Consider the following 15747-nt stretch of genomic DNA (forward strand, 5'->3'; position numbering starts at 1 on the left):
GCCCGGCGTCGTAGGCTGGCGCCGACGCAAAGGAGCGAGCATGCAGGTCGGGATCAAGGACGGCGGCGACGGGGTGCGGTGCTGGAACGTCTCGTCCGTCCACGCCTACGCGGACGAGGTCAACCGTCGCGAGCAGCAGGTCGCGCAGAGCAACCCGGACGTGGCGGTGCTACCCGGGCGGCTCGTCTGCTACGGCTGCGAGGTGATGGAGTACGACTACGGCGTGAAGTGCACCGCCACCTTGACCCGGACCCGCTACGCCGTACAGGGCGAGATCGAGCCGCGGCTCGAGGACGCGAAGGGCTCGCTGCTCGACATCGCGGGCTTCCAGGGCCGGGCGCCCGCCGACATCGAGACGGCCGCCAAGGCCGAGACCGCCGCGGTGGCCGCCGCTCCCGCTCCGGCGGCTGCTTCCGACGGCCGGCGGAGTGGTCTCCGCGGGCTGTTCAACCGCTGACGACGCCGGTGGTCCGACGCCGCGCGACCGAGGCCGACGTGCACGCGCTGGCGGCCGCCATGCCCCACGTCCAGATCGTCGAGGGCAGCTCGGAGAACCCGGTCTACCAGGTGGGCGGTAAGAGCTTCGTCTACTTCCGGACGGCTCGGCCCGACGCTGCGGACCCGGAGACGGGGGAGCGCTACGACGACGTGATCATCTTCTGGGTGCCGGACGCGGAGGACAAGGACGCGCTGGTCTCCGACGACCGGCTGCCCTTCTTCACCACGCCCCACTTCGACGGCCACCCGTCGGTGCTCGTCCGGGCGTCCCGGCTGGGCGAGCTCAGCTACGCCCAGCTGACCGAGGTGGTCGAGGACGCGTGGCTCAGCCGGGCGTCGGCCCGGCGACAGCAGGTCTGGCTCAGCGAGCACCCGCGAGGCTGACCAGCGGCTTCACCTCCTCGCCCAGGAAGCGGACCAGGTCGAGCAGGTCGGGCTCGTCCTCGGTGGGCTGGAAGCAGACCGACGTCGCCCCGGCCGCGACGAGCCGGTCGACCGAGGCGGCGACGGTCTGCGCGTCGCCGGCGACGCCGATGCCGGACGCGTAGGTAGCCCCCCACCGCGGCACCTCGCGCTCGAGCCGCTCCTGGGCGCCGACCCCGGCAGCCACGAGGTGGCTGTGCACCAGTGCACGGCCCGCGCGGCCGCGCAGGGGGTCGATCCGCTGCGCGATCTCGGCGACCGCCGATTCGGAGATGCAGGCACCGAGCAGCACCCCGTCGCCCAGCTCGGCGGCCAGCGCCAGCGCTTTCGGCCCCGCTCCGCCCAGCATCAGGGGCGGCGGCGCCGTCGGCGGCCAGTCGAGAGCCACATCCGCCAAGCGGACGTAGCGGCCCTCGGTGGTGACGCGTTCGCCGGCCAGCAGCGCCCGCAGGGCCAGCGTGTGCTCGCGCAGCAGGGTGAGGGGCGAAGCCACCCTGGCACCCGTCTGCTCCATCCACGGCTGCACCCCGTGGCCGACGCCGGCGATCAACCGGCCGGGAAACATGCGTTCCAGGTTCGCCAGCTCCATGGCTGTGAGCGCGACGTTGCGCAGCGGCACCGGCAGCAGCCCGATCCCGACGGTGATCCGCTCCGTCCAGGCCAGTGCCGCGGCGGCCGAGGCGATGCCGCTCTGCTTGAAGCAGTCCTCCCAGACCCACAGCTCGTCCAGCCCGCTCGCCTCGACCGCCCGCGCCAGCTCGCGCAGCCGTTCGGGTGGCAGCGTGGGCACGTAGGCGAGGCCGAGGGTGGGGCCGAGGTCGATCGTCATGCACCCCATCCTGCCGGTCGGCCCTGACAGGATGGGAGGCGTGCGTCATCCGCCGATCGAGCCGTACGACTCGGGCCTGCTCGAGGTCGGCGACGGCAACCGGGTCTACTGGGAGACCTCGGGCAACCCGGACGGCAAGCCGGCTCTGGTGGTGCACGGCGGACCTGGGACCGGCTCGCGACCCGGGCCGCGGCGCTCCTTCGACCCGGCGCGGTACCGCATCGTTCAGTTCGACCAGCGGGGATGCGGCCAGAGCCTGCCGCCCGCCTCCGACCCGGCGACCGACATGAGCGTCAACACCACGGCACGCCTGGTCCGCGACATGGAGCGGCTGCGGGAGCACCTGGACGTGGACCGGTGGCTGCTGTTCGGCGGGTCGTGGGGGTCGACGCTCAGCCTCGTCTACGCCGAGCAGCACCCGGAGCGGGTGAGCGAGATCGTGCTGATCGGCGTCACCACCGGTCGGCAGTCCGAGCTCGACTGGCTCTACCGCGACGTCGGCCGCTTTTTCCCCGAAGCCTGGGAGCAGTTCCGGGACGCGCTGCCGACCTCCGACCGCGACGGAGACCTGGTGGCGGCCTACGCCCGGCGGATGGAGCACCCCGACCGCGCGGTCCGCGAGGCGGCGGCCGCAGCGTGGTGCGCGTGGGAGGACGCGGTGCTGTCGCAGGAGGAGTACGGCTCGGCCAGCCCCTACAGCGGCCGCGTCGACGACGCCCGCCTCACCTTCGTCCGGATCTGCAGCCACTACTTCGCGAACCGCTGCTGGCTCGAGGATGACCAGGTGTTCCGCGACGTCGGTCGGCTGGCCGCGATCCCCGGCGTGCTGCTGCACGGCCGCCTCGACCTCAGCGGGCCGGCTGGCCACGCCTGGGCCCTGCACCGGGCCTGGCCGGGCTCGGAGCTGACCATCTTCCCGGGGTCGGGCCACAAGGGCAGCGAGGCGATGGGTGACGCACTGCTCGAGGCCATCGACCGGTTCAGCGTGGGAAGGTGCAGGACATGAGCGAGGTGCTGATGGACTGGCCGAGTCCCGACCTGATCGAGCGGAGCCGGCGGCGCCGCACGGCCGTCACGTTCGTCGTGCTCGCGCTGGTGAGCCTCGTCGCCGCGACGGCCCTCGTGTACGGGTTCGACGTCCTCAGCAGCAACGCCGTGCTGGCTCAGCTGGCCAGCGAGGGGCCTCTCTACGCCGACGGCTGCGTGGACTGCGACCCAGGGTTCCGGCTGCCGCTGCCGGACTGGCGCTCGTTGTCCATCTGGGCGCTGGCCATGGCAGCAGCCGGCTGCGGCTGGCTCGCCCGTCGTGGCTGACGAGCCTGCGCTGCAGCCCATTCTGGTCTGATGAGGATCGAACCCTGGTTCGCGCAGCCCGACAGCATGAGCGGCACCGCGACCCTGCTTCCCGGTCGAAGGGGTGGCACTGACACGCCTCTGCTGCACTGGCCCGCGACGTTGCTGACGCAGGCCGGCTGGTCGGTTCTCGCGGCAGTGTGGGAGGAGGACCGCTCGAGCCTCCTCAGCGATCGTGAGGTGCAGTCTGCGGCGGAGGCGGCTCGCGCCCGAGCCGCCGAGCACCTCCCCGTCATGGTCGTCGCGAAGTCGCTGGGCACGTTGGCGATGCCCTGGGCCGTCGACACCGGCACCGCTGGGGTCTGGCTGACTCCGCTGCTGGACGAGGCCCGGCTCTCGACGGCTGTTGCCGGAGCTCGGCAGCCCACGCTGCTCGTGGGCGGCAACGCCGACCCGCACTGGGCGGTGCCGGACGCCGTTGGTTCGGGAGTGCAGATCGTCGAGGTGGCCGATGCGCACCACGGCCTCCAGCGAGCCGGCGACTGGCGCACCTCGGTCATGGAGCAGCTCTCGGTCTTCGGCGCGATCTCCCGGTTCGCGGCCGATGCGCTGAATGGCCGCTGACCTCGAAAACTGTCACTGGGCCCTCGTAGAGTCGGTCACATGTTCGAATCAGCGGGGGCGGTCTCGTCAGAGGGTGGTCTGGCGGGGCTGTCGCGTACCCGGTTGGCGGACTTGTTCGCGGCGAACCACGCGGAGCTGGTCGAGCGTGAGTGTCGGACGCTCGTGTTGGCGGCGGCGTGGGCGGACGCCCACGACATGGATGTGGAGTCGGGGGACTACCAGCCGTTGGTGGAGCGGGCGTGCCAGTGGGGTGGGGAGGGGACGCCGGAGGTGTCGGAGTTCTGCGCGACCGAGTTGGGCGCGTTGCAGGGGACCGGGGAGATGTCTGCCCGGATGGTGATCCCGGACGCGTTGGATCTGCGGCACCGGCTGCCGCGGCTGTGGGGGCAGGTGCTGGCCGGTGAGGTCCGGGCGTGGCAGGGCCGGCAGGTGGCGCAGGAGACCCGGCTGTTGTCGTGGGAGGCGGCCGTCGAGGTCGATGAGGCGGTCGCGGGCCTGCTGGGGGTGTTGCCGTGGCGCCGCTTCCAGAGGGTGCTGGCCGCCGCCATCTTGGACGTGGACCCTGATCGGGCGGCGGAACGGGCGCAGCGGACCCGGACCGACCGGGAGGTGTGGGCGGTGCAGTCCGAGGACGGGTTGAAGCTGGTGTTGGCTCGGGTGGACCACGGTGACGCGGTCTGGTTCCTGGCGACGGTGAACCGGATCGCCGATGTCCTCGCGCTCGAGGGTGATCTCGACCCGGTCGGGGTGCGGCGCTCGAAGGCGGTCGGCATCCTCGCCCGGCCGGCTGAAGCGTTGCGGCTGCTGCTGGCCCATCAGCACGACACCCCCGACCAACCTGAGCCCGACCCGGTGGCGGGGGAGCCGGCCGAGGACCACCAGTCTTTGGACCTGACCCCCCTCGCTCCCGGAGCAGATGTGAAGGCGGCGCGGCCGCGGGTGGTCCTCCACTTCCATGTGAACGCGGCCACGGTCCGGGACGGGCACGGCCTGGTCCGGCCCGTGGACGGGGAGGCTCTCACCCTGGACCAGTTCACCGGCTGGCTCACCGGCACCGGCTGCCACGTCAGCGTCCGGCCGGTGGTCGACCCCGCGCACCTGGCGCCGATCGACGGCTACGAGACCCCTGTCCGCCTGAGGGCTGCGCTCCGGTTGCGGCACCCGGCGGAGGTCTTCCCGTTCGGCGCCGGGACCAGCGCACACCTGGACCTGGACCACACCATCCCCTACCTGCCACCCTCTCGGGGTGGGCCGCCGGGCCAGACCAGCCTGGCCAATCTCGGCCCGCTGTCCCGGCGAAGTCACCGGGCCGTGACCCACGGCGGGTGGCGGCGGCGACAACCCGAGCCCGGCCGGTACGTGTTCCGGTCCCCGACCGGCTACGTCTACCTGGTCACCAACCAAGGCACCCTGCCGCTCGGCCACCACCCGTTCGCCGACCAGGTGTGGCTGGCCGCCGCCCCGGCGCGCGGTCAGGCCTCAGTAGCTGGCGCCGCTCGGGACGCCACCGCGCCCGCCACCAGGAACGCGACCGCCAGGACGGCCCACCCCGACCAGCCGTACGCGAGGACGATGGCCGTGCTGATCAACGGTCCGGCGATGGCGGCGCCTGAGAAAGCGGTGGAGTAGAGGGCCTGATAGCTGGCCGCCATCCCCGGCGGAGAGGCGTTGAAGGACATGGCCCAGCCGCTGGCCGACTGCAGCAGCTCTCCGGCCAGGCGCAGCGCTCCACCGAGCATCAGCAGGACGACGGCCGCCACCGGACCGGTCGATCCACTGGGCCCGAGGACGAGACACGCTGCCGCCAACGCCACGCCGGCCTGACGCGCGGCGCGAGCCGAGCCGCCCGGTCGGTCGGTACGCGCGCTCACCCAGACCTGCAGCGCGACCGCACCCACCATCGTCCCTGTCGTCAGGACGGCGACGGTCACCGTCGGCGCCTCGGTTCGTGTCGCGATCCACAGCGGCAGTGTCACCGTCAGCACCGCACCGTGCAGGGAGAGAAAGGCCTGCGCGCAGCTCATCCGCAGGAAGCGGGCGTCGGTCAGGACCGTACGCAAACCGGCGCCGCCAGGACTCGCTGCCGGCGAGGCAGCGGGGATGGTCGACACGACGACCGCAGCCCCCACGAAGGTGGCGGCGTCGACGACGAGCAGCGCGTCGAACAGCCCGCGCACGTCGGACGCCAACGCGGTCCCGCCGATACCTGCCCCCACCGCGGCGCCGACGTTGGTGACCGACCGGAGATAGGCGCGCGTCCGGACCCGGTCACGGCCTCCGACGACCTGGGCGATGAAGGCGTTCCGGACCCCGGCCGTACTCCGCTCGGCGGTGACCGCGACGACCGCGACGACGAGGAACGGCGGCCAGCTGCGGACCCCGACGTAGGCCGCCACCGCCCCGGCGGAGACGAGCAGCAGCGCGAGAAAGACGGCACGGACCCCCACCCTGTCGGCCAGGCGCCCCAGCGGCAGCCCGACCACCATCGCGACGCCCGCGGCGACGGCGAGCCCGGAGCCGACCTGGCTCACCGTCAGGTCGGCGAAGCGGAGGAAGTAGATCGTGCCGATGGTTGCGAAGACGCCGTTGCCCACGCTGTTGACCAGAGTCGCCACGGCCAGCCGTCGGGCTCCGCCCGCGGGCGGTAGGAGGGAAGCTGGCCGCACGGCTGCTCCCCTCGATGGTCAGGGCCTCGGTTGTCCACGGCATCGCTGTGGTGGCACGAGGTGGTGATCTCCGACTTCCGCCAGGACCGTATCGGCTCCGCCCTGCGCGGGGAGAACCCGACGGTGCTGCGCCGGCTGCCGCTGTCCTTTGCCGTGATGGGCGACGTCCAGGCTGCCCGGCTACTGCGTGTTGCTGGTCGACCGGATCGGCGTCAGTCGCCTGACCGATCTCCCTCGCCCCGAGCGGCTGGCGTTTCTCGCCAGCATGGAGCGGCTGGGCGAGGCGGTCGAGAACGCGTGCCGCCACGTGGGGACGGGGTTCCGCCGCGTCAACCTCGAGATCCTGGGCAACACCGACGACTTCCTGCACGCGCACGTCTGGCCGCGATATGACTGGGAGCCGCCCGAACGGATGACCAAGCCTGTCTGGCTGTACCCGCCGGAGAACTGGTTGCGGGAGGATCTCCGGCTCGGGCCACAGCATGACGACCTGCGCCGCAGCATCACCAAGCAGCTCGACCGCTAGTCCGACGCCGCTTCCGCCGCCTCCTCGAGCCGGCGCCGGTATGCCGCCCAGTCGTCGTCGGACTGCTCGACCAGGTTGCCGCGGTCGTCGCCCGCGGCACCGTCGATGAGCTCCCGGAGGATGTCGGCGTGGCCGGCGTGCCGGGCGGTCTCGGACAGCATGTGCACCAGGATCCGCTGCAGGGTGACCTGGCGCTGCCCGGGCGACCACCAGGGGACCTCGCCGGGCGAGTCGAGGTCGAGAGCGGCGACCGTCGCGGCGGTGTGCGCCGCCGCCCGCTGGAGCAGCGCGACGATCTGTTCGGCGCTCTCGTCCGGCCTGGCCCACATGTCGGCGTTGAGCTCCGCGTCGTCGTCCATCCAAGGCAGCGGCTCACCGGACGGCCGTCCGAAAACCTCGCCGAAGTAGCCGAGCTCGACGCTGGCCACGTGCTTCACGATGCCGAGCAGGTTGCTGCCCGTCCGGGTCATCGGCCAGCGCAGCTCGCGTTCGCCGAGCCCGTCCAGCCGGCTGAGCAGACCCGCCCTCTCGCGGCCGAGGTAGTAGAGCAGGACATCCTTGGGCTCCATCGAGCACACGCTACCGAGGAGGCGACGTGGACCGCGAGGATGCGTTGATGCGGCGGATCGCCGCGCAGCAACTGGGTCGTCCGGTGGCGCCGCGACCGCTCACCGACGCCGCCGTCTTCGACCTCGGGATCCAGGACACCGGGCGGGACGGGGCGAGCTGGGCGCTGGCCAACCGCGGGGTGCCCCTCGCGTCCCCGTCCGAGCTCGAGAGCAGTTCCGACGTCGCCCTGGTCTGGACGCTGCGGAGCTCACCGCACTACTACCGTCGCACCGACCTGCCCGAGGTCTTGGTCGCCACGTCACCGATGAGCGACCGCGACGCGGCCAAACGCGTCTTCGGGCCCGACAAGCCCTGGCGGGAGGCCGGGATCAACGCGCGCGAGGGACTGGCCGAGGTGGCCCGTCAGCTGCACGACGTGGTGACCGAACCGATGCCCAAGGGCGAGGTCTCCACTCGGGTGAGCGCGCGGCTGACCGCGCCGTACCTGCGGGACTGCGCGACCTGCGCAGCCCTTCATTCGTGGGAGGTCCCGTTCCGGATCGGCGCCCTGTACGCCGGGCTGGAGCTGGAGCCGGGCACGTCGCCGCCGGTGCTGCGGCGGATCCCCGACTGGCCCCGGGACTCCTGGGGGCCGGCGGCCGACCCGTTCGCCGCCCCGGACCGGTTGCAGGTGATCCGTGGCTACCTCCGGCTGCTCGGGCCCGCCGGACCGAAGGACGTAGCCATGTTCCTGGACGCGCCGGTCGCCGAGGTCAAGGCGCACTGGCCGGCCGAGGCGGTTCCGGTCGAGGTCGAGGGAACCGCCGCCTGGTCGCTGCCCGGCCCGGAGCCCGACGCAGCGCCTTCGGACCTGGTACGCCTGCTGGGACCGTTCGACCTGCTCCTGCAAGGTCGGGACCGGGCTCTGCTGGTCCCGGAGCCGGCCAGGCACCAGGCGCTCTGGCCGACGATCGGACGCCCGGGGGCGGTCCTGGTCGGGACCGAGGTCGTGGGCACCTGGCGACCGAAGGCGGCCGGTCGGAAGCTGACCGTGAGCGTCGAGACCTGGCGGTCTCTGACGGCGGCCGAGCGGGCGTCGACCGACGACGAGGCCGAGCGCCTCGCTGCGCACCGGGGACTGTCCCTGGTCGCGCTTAGTGTGGCCGCGTGACCTCCCGAACCGTCCTGATCTCCGGCGCCAGCATCGCGGGCCCGGCGCTGGCTCACTGGCTGAACGTTTACGGCTTCACCACCACGGTGGTCGAGCGGGCCGACGGCATCCGCCCGGGCGGCCAGACGGTCGACCTCCGCGGGGCCGGCCGTGAGGTCGCGCGGCGGATGGGGATCGAGGACGCGGTCCGAGCCGCCACCACCGGCGAGCAGGGCGTCCGCTTCGTGGATGCCACCGGCGCCACCAGGGCCGAGTTCGGGGCGGACGCCTACGACGGCGAGGGCTTCGTCGCCGAGCTCGAGATCCTGCGCGGCGAGCTCGCCACGTTGCTCCACGAGCACACCCGCGACCACACCGAGTACCTGTTCGGGGACCGGATCTCGGGCCTCGACGACCAGCCCGGACGCGTCCGGGTGACCTTCGACTCCGGGCTCGAACGGGACTTCGACCTCGTGGTCGCCGCGGACGGGATCGGCTCGCGGACCCGCCGGCTGGTCTTCGGTGACGAGCCGCAGTTCCGCTCGCTGGGCATGTACACCGCCTACCTGACGATGCCGCGCGCCGAGTCCGACGGCACCTGGGCACGTTGGTACAACGCCACCGGGGGCCGCGTCATCACGCTGCGGCCCGACAACCTGGGCACCACCCGGGCGCTGCTGACCCTGCCCGCCCGGGGCGAGGGCTACGAGCGGCAGCCCGTCGACGAGCAGCGCGCCCTGCTCAAGCGGACCTTCGTCGACGCCGGCTGGGAGGCGCCTCGCGTGGTCGCGGCGCTCGACGGAGCCGACGACCTCTACTTCGAGCTCACCGGTCAGGTGCGGACGCCCCACTGGTCGCGCGGCCGGGTCGCGTTGGTGGGCGACGCCGGCTACTGCGCGTCCCCGATCAGCGGCATGGGAACCAGCCTCGCCCTCGTCGGTGCGTACGTCCTGGCCGGTGAGCTGGCGGCCTCCGAGGACCACCGGCAGGCGTTCGCCGCGTACGAGCGGCTGCTGCGGCCCTACGTCGACAAGGCGCAGCAGCTGCCGCCCTTCACCCCGCGCATCGCCCAGCCGCGCACCCGTGCGGGGATCCAGGTGCTCAACTCCGCGCTGTGGCTGGGTTCGCGTCCCTGGGTGAGCCGGCTCGGCCGCAGCAAGCGGCTGTCGCCGCCCGCTGACGCGTTCGAGCTGCCGGACTACCTCCCCGTCCCGGTCTGAGGCTCAGGACGCGGGTGGGACTTCCCAGACCACCTCGTCGGGGCGCGTCTCGGACTTCAGGCCACGCCACACCGGGTGCCGCATCCGGCCCGGACCGGTGAGCTCGCCGTAGGTCACCTCGCCCACCAGCTGCGGCTCGACCCAGTGGGCGTCGCGCGACTCCTCCCGGGGCACGTCGGCGAAGGGGCTGGTGGGGCGGGCCAGGGGAGCCAGCGCCGCCGCGATCTGCTCCAGCCCGCGGTCGTCGAAGCCGGAGCCGACCCGGCCGACGTAGTGCAGCCCGTCCTCGGTCGGCACGCCCATCAGGAGCGAGCCGACGCCGCCGTCACGCCGCCCCTGTCCGGGCCGCCAGCCGCCCACCACCACGTCCTGGGTCTTGGTGTGCTTGATCTTGCGCCAGGAAGCGCGGCTGCCGGGCCAGTAGGGCGAGTCGTGCCGCTTGGCCACCACGCCCTCCAACCCGAGGTCGTCACTGATCTCCATGGCCGCAGCCAGGTCGCCGTCGAACACCGGCGGCACCTGCAGACGGGAACCCGGCTGCTCCGGCACGAGCTCCTCGAGCAGCCGGCGTCGTTCGTCGTAGGGACGATCGAGCAGCGACTGCCCGTCCAGCTCCAGCAGGTCGAAAAGCATCACTCGCGCCGGGTACGTCACGGCCAGCCGCTGGATGTCCGCCGGCCTGGTGAGGTTGATGCGGTTCTGCAGCAGCCCGAAGCTGGGTCGGCCCAGCTCGTCCAGCACGACGATCTCGCCGTCCAGCACGGCGCTGCCCACGCCCAGCACCGCCAGCGACGGTGTGACGTCGGGGTAGGCGTGCGTCTCGTCCCGGCCACGCCGGCTGCGCAGCTCCACCCGGTCGCCCGTGAGGTAGGCCAGCACCCGGACGCCGTCCCACTTCATCTCGAAGGCCCAGCCCTCCTGCGGCCCGAACCGGGCGGCGTCGGTGAGGGCGGCGAGCATCGGGTCGATCCGCTCGATCCGCTCGATCCGCTCCGTCCCGTTCCCTGAGCCTGCCGAAGTGCGGTCCTCGGGATCGGTCTCCATCAGGTGCATCAGCCAGTTCCTCTCCGCCCGGCCGGGGCCCCCGGTGTGGATCAGGGCGAACTTGCGGACCCCGCCCAGCCCGCCGCCCGGCCGCCCGAAGCAGGTGACGATGACCTCTTTGCCCTCGCGCCACTTGTGCAGCCGGAAGGTGCCGGCGTCCCAGATCTTCACGTTCCCGCCGCCGTACTCGCCCGCCGGGATGCCGCCCTCGAACGTGCCGTACTCCAGCGGGTGGTCCTCGGTCTGCACGGCCAGGCGGTTGATCTTCGGCTCGGTCGGCGGGGCCTTGGGCACGGCCCAGCTGACCAGGACGCCGTCGTGCTCGAGCCGGAAGTCGTAGTGCAGGGCGCGGGCGTGGTGCTCCTGGATGACGAAGGTCTGGCCCGGCTCGGCCACCGCCGGCGGTGCGGCGGGGACGGGCTCGGGCGTCTTCGCCGCGTCCCGCATGCTCCGGTACGTGGTCAGCCGGTCGGGAGCACCGGTCACGGCCGCGCCGGCCAGCGCCGTCAGCAGGTCGCCGTCCGCCTCGATCCGGGCCAGCACCTCCTCGTACTCCAGCTGGCGCAGGTCGGCGGACTCAAGCTCGACCCAGGTCCGCGGCGCGGCGACGGTCGGCCGCGACCGACCGCGCATCGAGTACGGCGAGATGGTGGTCTTGTTGCCGTTGTTCTGGCTCCAGTCCAGGAACACCTTGCCGCCGCGGTCGGCGCGCTTCATCGAGCTGATCACCCGGTCGGGCTGCTCGGCCTCGAGCGCCAGGGCCAGCTCGCGGGCCAGGGCGGTGGCCTGCTCGGGGGTCACCGACCCGTCCAGCGCGGCGTAGAGGTGGATGCCCTTGCTGCCGCTGGTCACCGGGTACGGGTCGTGTCCGATGCCCCGCAGCACCTCGCGGGCCTGTCGGGCGATCTCGGCACATTCGGCCAGCGTCACCCCGTCGCCCGGGTCGAGGTCCAGCACCAGCCGGTCCGGGTTCTGCGGGGTCCCGTCGGCGGCGAACCGCCACTGCGGCACGTGCAGCTCGAGCGCGGCGAGCTGGCCGAGCCAGGTCAGGGTGGCGAGGTCGTTGACCACCGGGTAGTGGTTGTCGTGGTCCCGGTGGGCGATCGCGTACCGCTGCACCCACTCCGGCGTGCCCGCGGCCAGGTCCTTGGCGAAGAAGACGCTGCCGGGCTTGGCCCCGGAGCCCACCCCGTCCGGCCAGCGCTTACGGGTGGCCGGCCGCTGCCGCAGGTGCGGCAGCATGACCGCCGCGACCGCCGCGTAGTAGTGCAGGACGTCGCCCTTGGTGGTGCCGGTGTCGGGATAGAGCACCTTGGTGAGGTTCGTGAGCTTGACCGACCGGCCGTCGACGTCGACGACCTGCTCGGACGAGGATCGGGCCATGGCGTCAGTATCGCGGCACTACCCTCGGCGCGTGCCGAGGATGTCGAGGGCGACCGTGCTGGTCGTGGCGACGGCGGTGCACGCCGGCTTCCAGCTGACGGTCACCGGACTCGTCTACCCGGCGCTGGCCGAGGTGCCCGAGGCCCGCTGGGCCCAGGCTCACGCCCGGCACTCGCGGCGGATCGTGCCCCTGGTCGCGGTCGTCTACGGCGGAGTGGTGGTCAGCGCGGCCGGCTCGCTGGCCGCCCGTGCCTCGGCCCCGGTGATCGTGTCGGCGGTCGCCTCAGCCACCTCGCTCGGCACCACGGCACTCCTCGCCGCGCCCCTGCACGGCCGGCTCGGTGCCGGCCGCGACGCCGTGCTGCTCGGAGCGCTGCTCCGCGCGGACCGGCTGCGCTGCGCGGGCGCGGTCGTGGCGTTGGTCGCCGCCCTGGTTCAGGCCGGCCGGGCCAGTCCCGTCGCGTCGAGGTCGTGCCGCAGGTCGACCAGGGAGTCATAGACCTTGACGGCCCCGGCCTCGGTGAGCTCCTCGACCGAGAAGCCGCCGGTCCGCACCGCCAGCGTCGCGACGTCGAGCTTGCCGGCCGCGATCGCGTCGTAGGTGGAGTCACCGACCATCACCGCCGAGGAGCCCCCGACCTTGGCCAGCGCGGACTTGACCAGGTCGGGCTCCGGCTTGCTGTGCTCGGCGTCCTCTGACGTCGTCCAGGCGTCGGCCAGCGGGAGGCCGTCGATCAGGTCGAGGAAGTGCTCGACGTGCTTGCTCTTGCCCGAGCTGGCCAGCACCAGCCGGAAGCCGCGCTCCTTGACCTCGGCCAGCAGCTCGTGGGCACCCTCGAACGGCTGCACCTCATCGATCAGCTGGTCGAACTCCTCCACCCAGGCGTCGCGGAGGTCATCACCGTGCGCCTCCTCGACCTCGCGGCCGGCGATCTCGGGTACGAAGATGTCGCCACCCATCCCGATCCCGCGGTGGATCCGCCACAGCGGCTGGACGATGTCGTAGCGCGCGAAGGCGCGGGACCAGGCGAGGGCGTGCTGGTAGTTCGAGTCCACCAGGGTGCCGTCGACGTCGAAGATCGCGGTGTCAACCATGCTGACCTCCTTACCCGCCTCACGCGCGACTACGCTGCTGCCTCACGAAGCCGACGGGGAGGTGCCGACGTGGTTCAGCTCGACCGCCCGGCACCCAGCGCGGCCTCGATCCGCCGTTGGCGTCAGTACCTCGCCGACGAGCGCGCGGAGGCCTCGGTCTACCGCGACCTGGCCAGCCACCGCACGGGTGAGGAACGCGAGATTCTGCTGGCTCTGGCTGAGGCCGAGGGTCGGCACGAGCAGCACTGGCTCGCGCTGCTCGGCGAGAACGCCGGCCGGTCCCGCCGGCCCGACCTGCAGACCCGCGCCCTCGGGCTGCTGGCCCGGCGCTTCGGCTCGGTGTTCGTCCTCGCCCTGGCCCAGCGGGCGGAGGCGCGTTCGCCGTACGAGTCCGACCGCGACGCCACGGAAGCCATGGCCGCCGACGAGCGGATCCACGAGGAGGTCGTCCGCGGGCTGGCCGCGCGCGGCCGCGCCCGGCTCTCGGGCACGTTCCGGGCCGCGGTCTTCGGAGCCAACGACGGTCTGGTCAGCAACCTCTCGCTGGTGCTCGGGATCAGCGCCAGCGGTGTCTCGAACCACGTCGTGCTCCTGACCGGGCTCGCCGGCCTGCTGGCCGGGGCCATGTCGATGGGCGCCGGGGAGTACGTCTCGGTCCGCTCCCAGCGCGAGCTGCTCGAGGCGGCCACCCCCGCCACCGACACCCACATCGTGCTGCCGCAGCTCGACCTCGACGCGAACGAGCTGGCCCTGGTCTACCGGGCGCGGGGGATGGAGGTGGCCGAAGCCGAGGCACACGCCGCGGAGGTCCTCGGCCGACCCGACCCCGACCTCGGCGACGCACCCGCGCTGGCCGAGTCGGACGAGTCGGACGACGGGGTCGACGAGCACGAGGCGATCGGCACCGGCCTCGGCGCAGCGGTCTCGAGCTTCTGCTTCTTCGGCTCGGGCGCGGTGATCCCGGTGCTGCCCTACCTCGTCGGGCTGTCCGGCCTGACGGCGGTCGTCGTCGCCGCGGTGCTCGTCGGTCTCAGCCTGCTCGCCACCGGCGCGACGGTGGGGCTGCTCTCCGGAGCGTCACCGCTGCGGCGAGGCCTCCGCCAGCTCGTCATCGGCTACGCCGCCGCGGCCGTGACCTACCTGTTGGGGCTGCTGCTCGGGACCGGCTGATCCTCACGCCGGCGTGACCGTGGCGGCGAGCAGCCGGCGGGCGCGCCGGCCGAGGTCGCTCAGGTCCACCCGGCCGGCGTCGGCCGCCGCGGCGAGGCGAGCGGCGAGGTCGAGCGCCTCCTCCACCAGCGGGGCGTCCGCGGCGGCCTCCTGACCCATGTCGCGCAGGATGGTGCCCTCGGTGCGCGAGGCGATCACGGCGTCCGGGATGCCCTCGACCCAGACCTTCGTCCGACGTCCGTCGCCGCGCTGGTCCCCGACCAGCGGCTCGAGGGCGTAGATATTGTCGGCACGGGCGAACTTGCCGAAGCCGAGGGAGACCATCCGCGGTTCTGAGGGCACGCAGCGATCTTCGCGCAGACCTACGCTGGGCGCCATGCCCCCCTGGGCCACGTTCTTCGACACCTGGCGCGTCGACCCGGTCGCGGCCGGGGTCGTCGCCGTGACGCTGGTCGGCTGGCTGCTGGCCGTGCTCCGGCTCCGCCGCTCCGGCACCGGCTGGCCGGTACGGGCCTCCCTGGGTCTGCTGGTCGCTCTGGGTGGCTACGCCGCGATCTCCTTCGGGTTCCTCGGCGTCGAGAGCCGGGACCTCCGCTGGGCCTTCACGACCCGGATCGCGTTGCTGCTGCTCGTGGTCCCCTCGCTCGCCCTGCTGGGTCGTCCCCTCGAGCTGGCGACCCGCGCCCTGCCGCCGGGTCCGTCCGCGGCGCTCGGCCGGATCATCGGCTCGTGGCCGGCCCGGCTGCTGGGGAACGCCCTCGTCGCCCCCGTCGTGGCGTGCGCGGTGTTCGTGGTGTTCCTGACGCCGGTCGGCGGCGCCTGGCGCACCAGCGGGGTGGCGGAGGGGACCAGCGACGTGCTGGCGCCGCTCGTCGGCCTGCTGTTCGTGATCGGGATCGCCGCCCACGGCGACCTGCGCAGCGACGTCTTCCTGGCGGCGGAGTTCGGCTTCAGCTTCCTCGAGCTCGTCCTCGACGCGATCCCCGGCCTGGTGCTGCGGCTCACCGACCACGTGCTGGACGGCGTCGGCGCCGTGGTCGGCCCGCGGCCCGTCTGGTGGCCGTCGCCGCTGAGCGACCAGCACTGGTCGGGGGACTTCCTGTGGGTCATCGCCGAGGTCTCCGACGTGCCCATCCTCATCGCCCTCTTCGTCCGCTGGGCCCGCACCGACGCCCGCCGCGCCCGCGTGGCCGACGAGCTGAGCGAGGCCGAGCACGAGGACCTCGTGCGCGCGCACCTGCGCCGCGACCTCTGAGGCGGTTCTGTCAGCAACGCCC

General features: G+C 72.9%; 17 protein-coding genes. 11 read left to right on the forward strand and 6 right to left on the reverse strand.

All coding sequences use genetic code 11. The features are described from left to right. The first annotated feature begins 40 nt into the window (after positions 1-40). On the forward strand, positions 41-457 hold the full coding sequence (locus tag ACFE7W_RS09965) for a hypothetical protein (protein ID WP_375424610.1): 417 nt from the start codon (positions 41-43) through the stop codon (positions 455-457). Positions 458-465: 8 nt separating this feature from the next. Continuing rightward, the gene (locus ACFE7W_RS09970) at positions 466-882 is read left to right on the forward strand and encodes an MmcQ/YjbR family DNA-binding protein (protein WP_375424611.1); all 417 of its coding nucleotides are present in this window, start codon (positions 466-468) and stop codon (positions 880-882) included. Here the strand turns inward: ACFE7W_RS09970 and ACFE7W_RS09975 are convergent. Further along, a complete protein-coding gene (locus ACFE7W_RS09975) occupies positions 860-1750 on the reverse strand; it encodes an LLM class flavin-dependent oxidoreductase (protein WP_375424612.1) in 891 nt (296 codons plus the stop codon). The two genes, ACFE7W_RS09970 and ACFE7W_RS09975, sit on opposite strands and share 23 nt — an antisense overlap. A 40-nt stretch (positions 1751-1790) precedes the next feature. On the opposite strand from ACFE7W_RS09975, the gene pip reads away from it, so the two are divergent. From pip to ACFE7W_RS09990, 3 genes are read left to right on the forward strand one after another with little or no spacing between them, the layout of a single operon-like run. Then, positions 1791-2756: a prolyl aminopeptidase gene (pip, locus tag ACFE7W_RS09980; protein ID WP_375424613.1), complete on the forward strand. Its 966-nt coding sequence runs from the start codon at positions 1791-1793 to the stop codon at positions 2754-2756. Further along, a complete protein-coding gene (locus ACFE7W_RS09985) occupies positions 2753-3064 on the forward strand; it encodes a hypothetical protein (RefSeq protein ID WP_375424614.1) in 312 nt (103 codons plus the stop codon). Before pip ends, ACFE7W_RS09985 begins: the two co-directional genes overlap by 4 nt. 30 nt (positions 3065-3094) lie before the next feature. Then, on the forward strand, positions 3095-3667 hold the full coding sequence (locus ACFE7W_RS09990; protein ID WP_375424615.1) for a hypothetical protein: 573 nt from the start codon (positions 3095-3097) through the stop codon (positions 3665-3667). A 1472-nt stretch (positions 3668-5139) separates the two neighbouring features. Here ACFE7W_RS09990 and ACFE7W_RS09995 read toward each other — a convergent pair. After that, positions 5140-6333, reverse strand: coding sequence for an MFS transporter (locus ACFE7W_RS09995; protein WP_375424616.1), 1194 nt, complete (start codon positions 6331-6333; stop codon positions 5140-5142). A 187-nt stretch (positions 6334-6520) separates the two neighbouring features. On the opposite strand from ACFE7W_RS09995, the gene ACFE7W_RS10000 reads away from it, so the two are divergent. Continuing rightward, entirely contained in the window at positions 6521-6859 is a 339-nt protein-coding gene (locus ACFE7W_RS10000; RefSeq protein WP_375424617.1) for an HIT family protein, read from the forward strand. Here ACFE7W_RS10000 and ACFE7W_RS10005 read toward each other — a convergent pair. Continuing rightward, complete coding sequence (locus ACFE7W_RS10005) at positions 6856-7428, reverse strand: DinB family protein (protein ID WP_375424618.1); 573 nt, start codon at positions 7426-7428, stop codon at positions 6856-6858. The genes ACFE7W_RS10000 and ACFE7W_RS10005 overlap by 4 nt on opposite strands. Before the next feature lie 26 nt (positions 7429-7454). Here ACFE7W_RS10005 and ACFE7W_RS10010 point away from each other — a divergent pair, with 26 nt between their 5' ends. Continuing rightward, entirely contained in the window at positions 7455-8579 is a 1125-nt protein-coding gene (locus tag ACFE7W_RS10010; RefSeq protein WP_375424619.1) for a winged helix DNA-binding domain-containing protein, read from the forward strand. Then, positions 8576-9778, forward strand: coding sequence for an FAD-dependent monooxygenase (locus ACFE7W_RS10015; RefSeq protein WP_375424620.1), 1203 nt, complete (start codon positions 8576-8578; stop codon positions 9776-9778). Before ACFE7W_RS10010 ends, ACFE7W_RS10015 begins: the two co-directional genes overlap by 4 nt. Positions 9779-9781: 3 nt before the next feature. Here the strand turns inward: ACFE7W_RS10015 and ACFE7W_RS10020 are convergent, their stop codons facing one another. Beyond that, a complete protein-coding gene (locus ACFE7W_RS10020; protein WP_375424621.1) occupies positions 9782-12205 on the reverse strand; it encodes an ATP-dependent DNA ligase in 2424 nt (807 codons plus the stop codon). Between the two features lie 40 nt (positions 12206-12245). Here ACFE7W_RS10020 and ACFE7W_RS10025 point away from each other — a divergent pair, with 40 nt between their 5' ends. Beyond that, the gene (locus ACFE7W_RS10025; protein ID WP_375424865.1) at positions 12246-12704 is read left to right on the forward strand and encodes a hypothetical protein; all 459 of its coding nucleotides are present in this window, start codon (positions 12246-12248) and stop codon (positions 12702-12704) included. Here the strand turns inward: ACFE7W_RS10025 and ACFE7W_RS10030 are convergent. Further along, entirely contained in the window at positions 12641-13300 is a 660-nt protein-coding gene (locus ACFE7W_RS10030; RefSeq protein ID WP_375424622.1) for an HAD family hydrolase, read from the reverse strand. The genes ACFE7W_RS10025 and ACFE7W_RS10030 overlap by 64 nt on opposite strands. A 69-nt stretch (positions 13301-13369) precedes the next feature. Between ACFE7W_RS10030 and ACFE7W_RS10035 the strand changes: the two genes are divergently transcribed. Continuing rightward, positions 13370-14470: a VIT1/CCC1 family protein gene (locus tag ACFE7W_RS10035; protein ID WP_375424623.1), complete on the forward strand. Its 1101-nt coding sequence runs from the start codon at positions 13370-13372 to the stop codon at positions 14468-14470. Positions 14471-14473: 3 nt separating this feature from the next. Here ACFE7W_RS10035 and ACFE7W_RS10040 read toward each other — a convergent pair whose 3' ends face one another. Then, positions 14474-14812 (reverse strand): hypothetical protein, encoded by a 339-nt coding sequence (locus ACFE7W_RS10040; RefSeq protein ID WP_375424624.1) that lies wholly within the window; start codon positions 14810-14812, stop codon positions 14474-14476. Between the two features lie 34 nt (positions 14813-14846). On the opposite strand from ACFE7W_RS10040, the gene ACFE7W_RS10045 reads away from it, so the two are divergent. Further along, positions 14847-15725 carry a cytochrome c oxidase assembly protein gene (locus ACFE7W_RS10045; RefSeq protein ID WP_375424625.1) on the forward strand — a complete coding sequence of 293 codons (879 nt, stop codon included), beginning with the start codon at positions 14847-14849 and terminating at the stop codon, positions 15723-15725. Positions 15726-15747: the final 22 nt, after the last annotated feature.

Source organism: uncultured Friedmanniella sp., from assembly GCF_964244285.1.
In the GTDB taxonomy this organism is placed as follows: domain Bacteria; phylum Actinomycetota; class Actinomycetes; order Propionibacteriales; family Propionibacteriaceae; genus Microlunatus.

What these genes read in the sequence shown, in the direction of transcription:
- ACFE7W_RS10020 (WP_375424621.1), bottom strand. Translation starts at nt 12,205, where the DNA reads ATGGCCCGATCCTCGTCCGAGCAGGTCGTCGACGTCGACGGCCGGTCG.
- ACFE7W_RS10030 (WP_375424622.1), bottom strand. Translation starts at nt 13,300, where the DNA reads ATGGTTGACACCGCGATCTTCGACGTCGACGGCACCCTGGTGGACTCG.
- ACFE7W_RS09990 (WP_375424615.1), top strand. Translation starts at nt 3,095, where the DNA reads ATGAGGATCGAACCCTGGTTCGCGCAGCCCGACAGCATGAGCGGCACC.
- ACFE7W_RS10045 (WP_375424625.1), top strand. Translation starts at nt 14,847, where the DNA reads ATGCCCCCCTGGGCCACGTTCTTCGACACCTGGCGCGTCGACCCGGTC.
- ACFE7W_RS10005 (WP_375424618.1), bottom strand. Translation starts at nt 7,428, where the DNA reads ATGGAGCCCAAGGATGTCCTGCTCTACTACCTCGGCCGCGAGAGGGCG.
- ACFE7W_RS10025 (WP_375424865.1), top strand. Translation starts at nt 12,246, where the DNA reads ATGTCGAGGGCGACCGTGCTGGTCGTGGCGACGGCGGTGCACGCCGGC.
- ACFE7W_RS09985 (WP_375424614.1), top strand. Translation starts at nt 2,753, where the DNA reads ATGAGCGAGGTGCTGATGGACTGGCCGAGTCCCGACCTGATCGAGCGG.
- ACFE7W_RS09965 (WP_375424610.1), top strand. Translation starts at nt 41, where the DNA reads ATGCAGGTCGGGATCAAGGACGGCGGCGACGGGGTGCGGTGCTGGAAC.
- ACFE7W_RS09975 (WP_375424612.1), bottom strand. Translation starts at nt 1,750, where the DNA reads ATGACGATCGACCTCGGCCCCACCCTCGGCCTCGCCTACGTGCCCACG.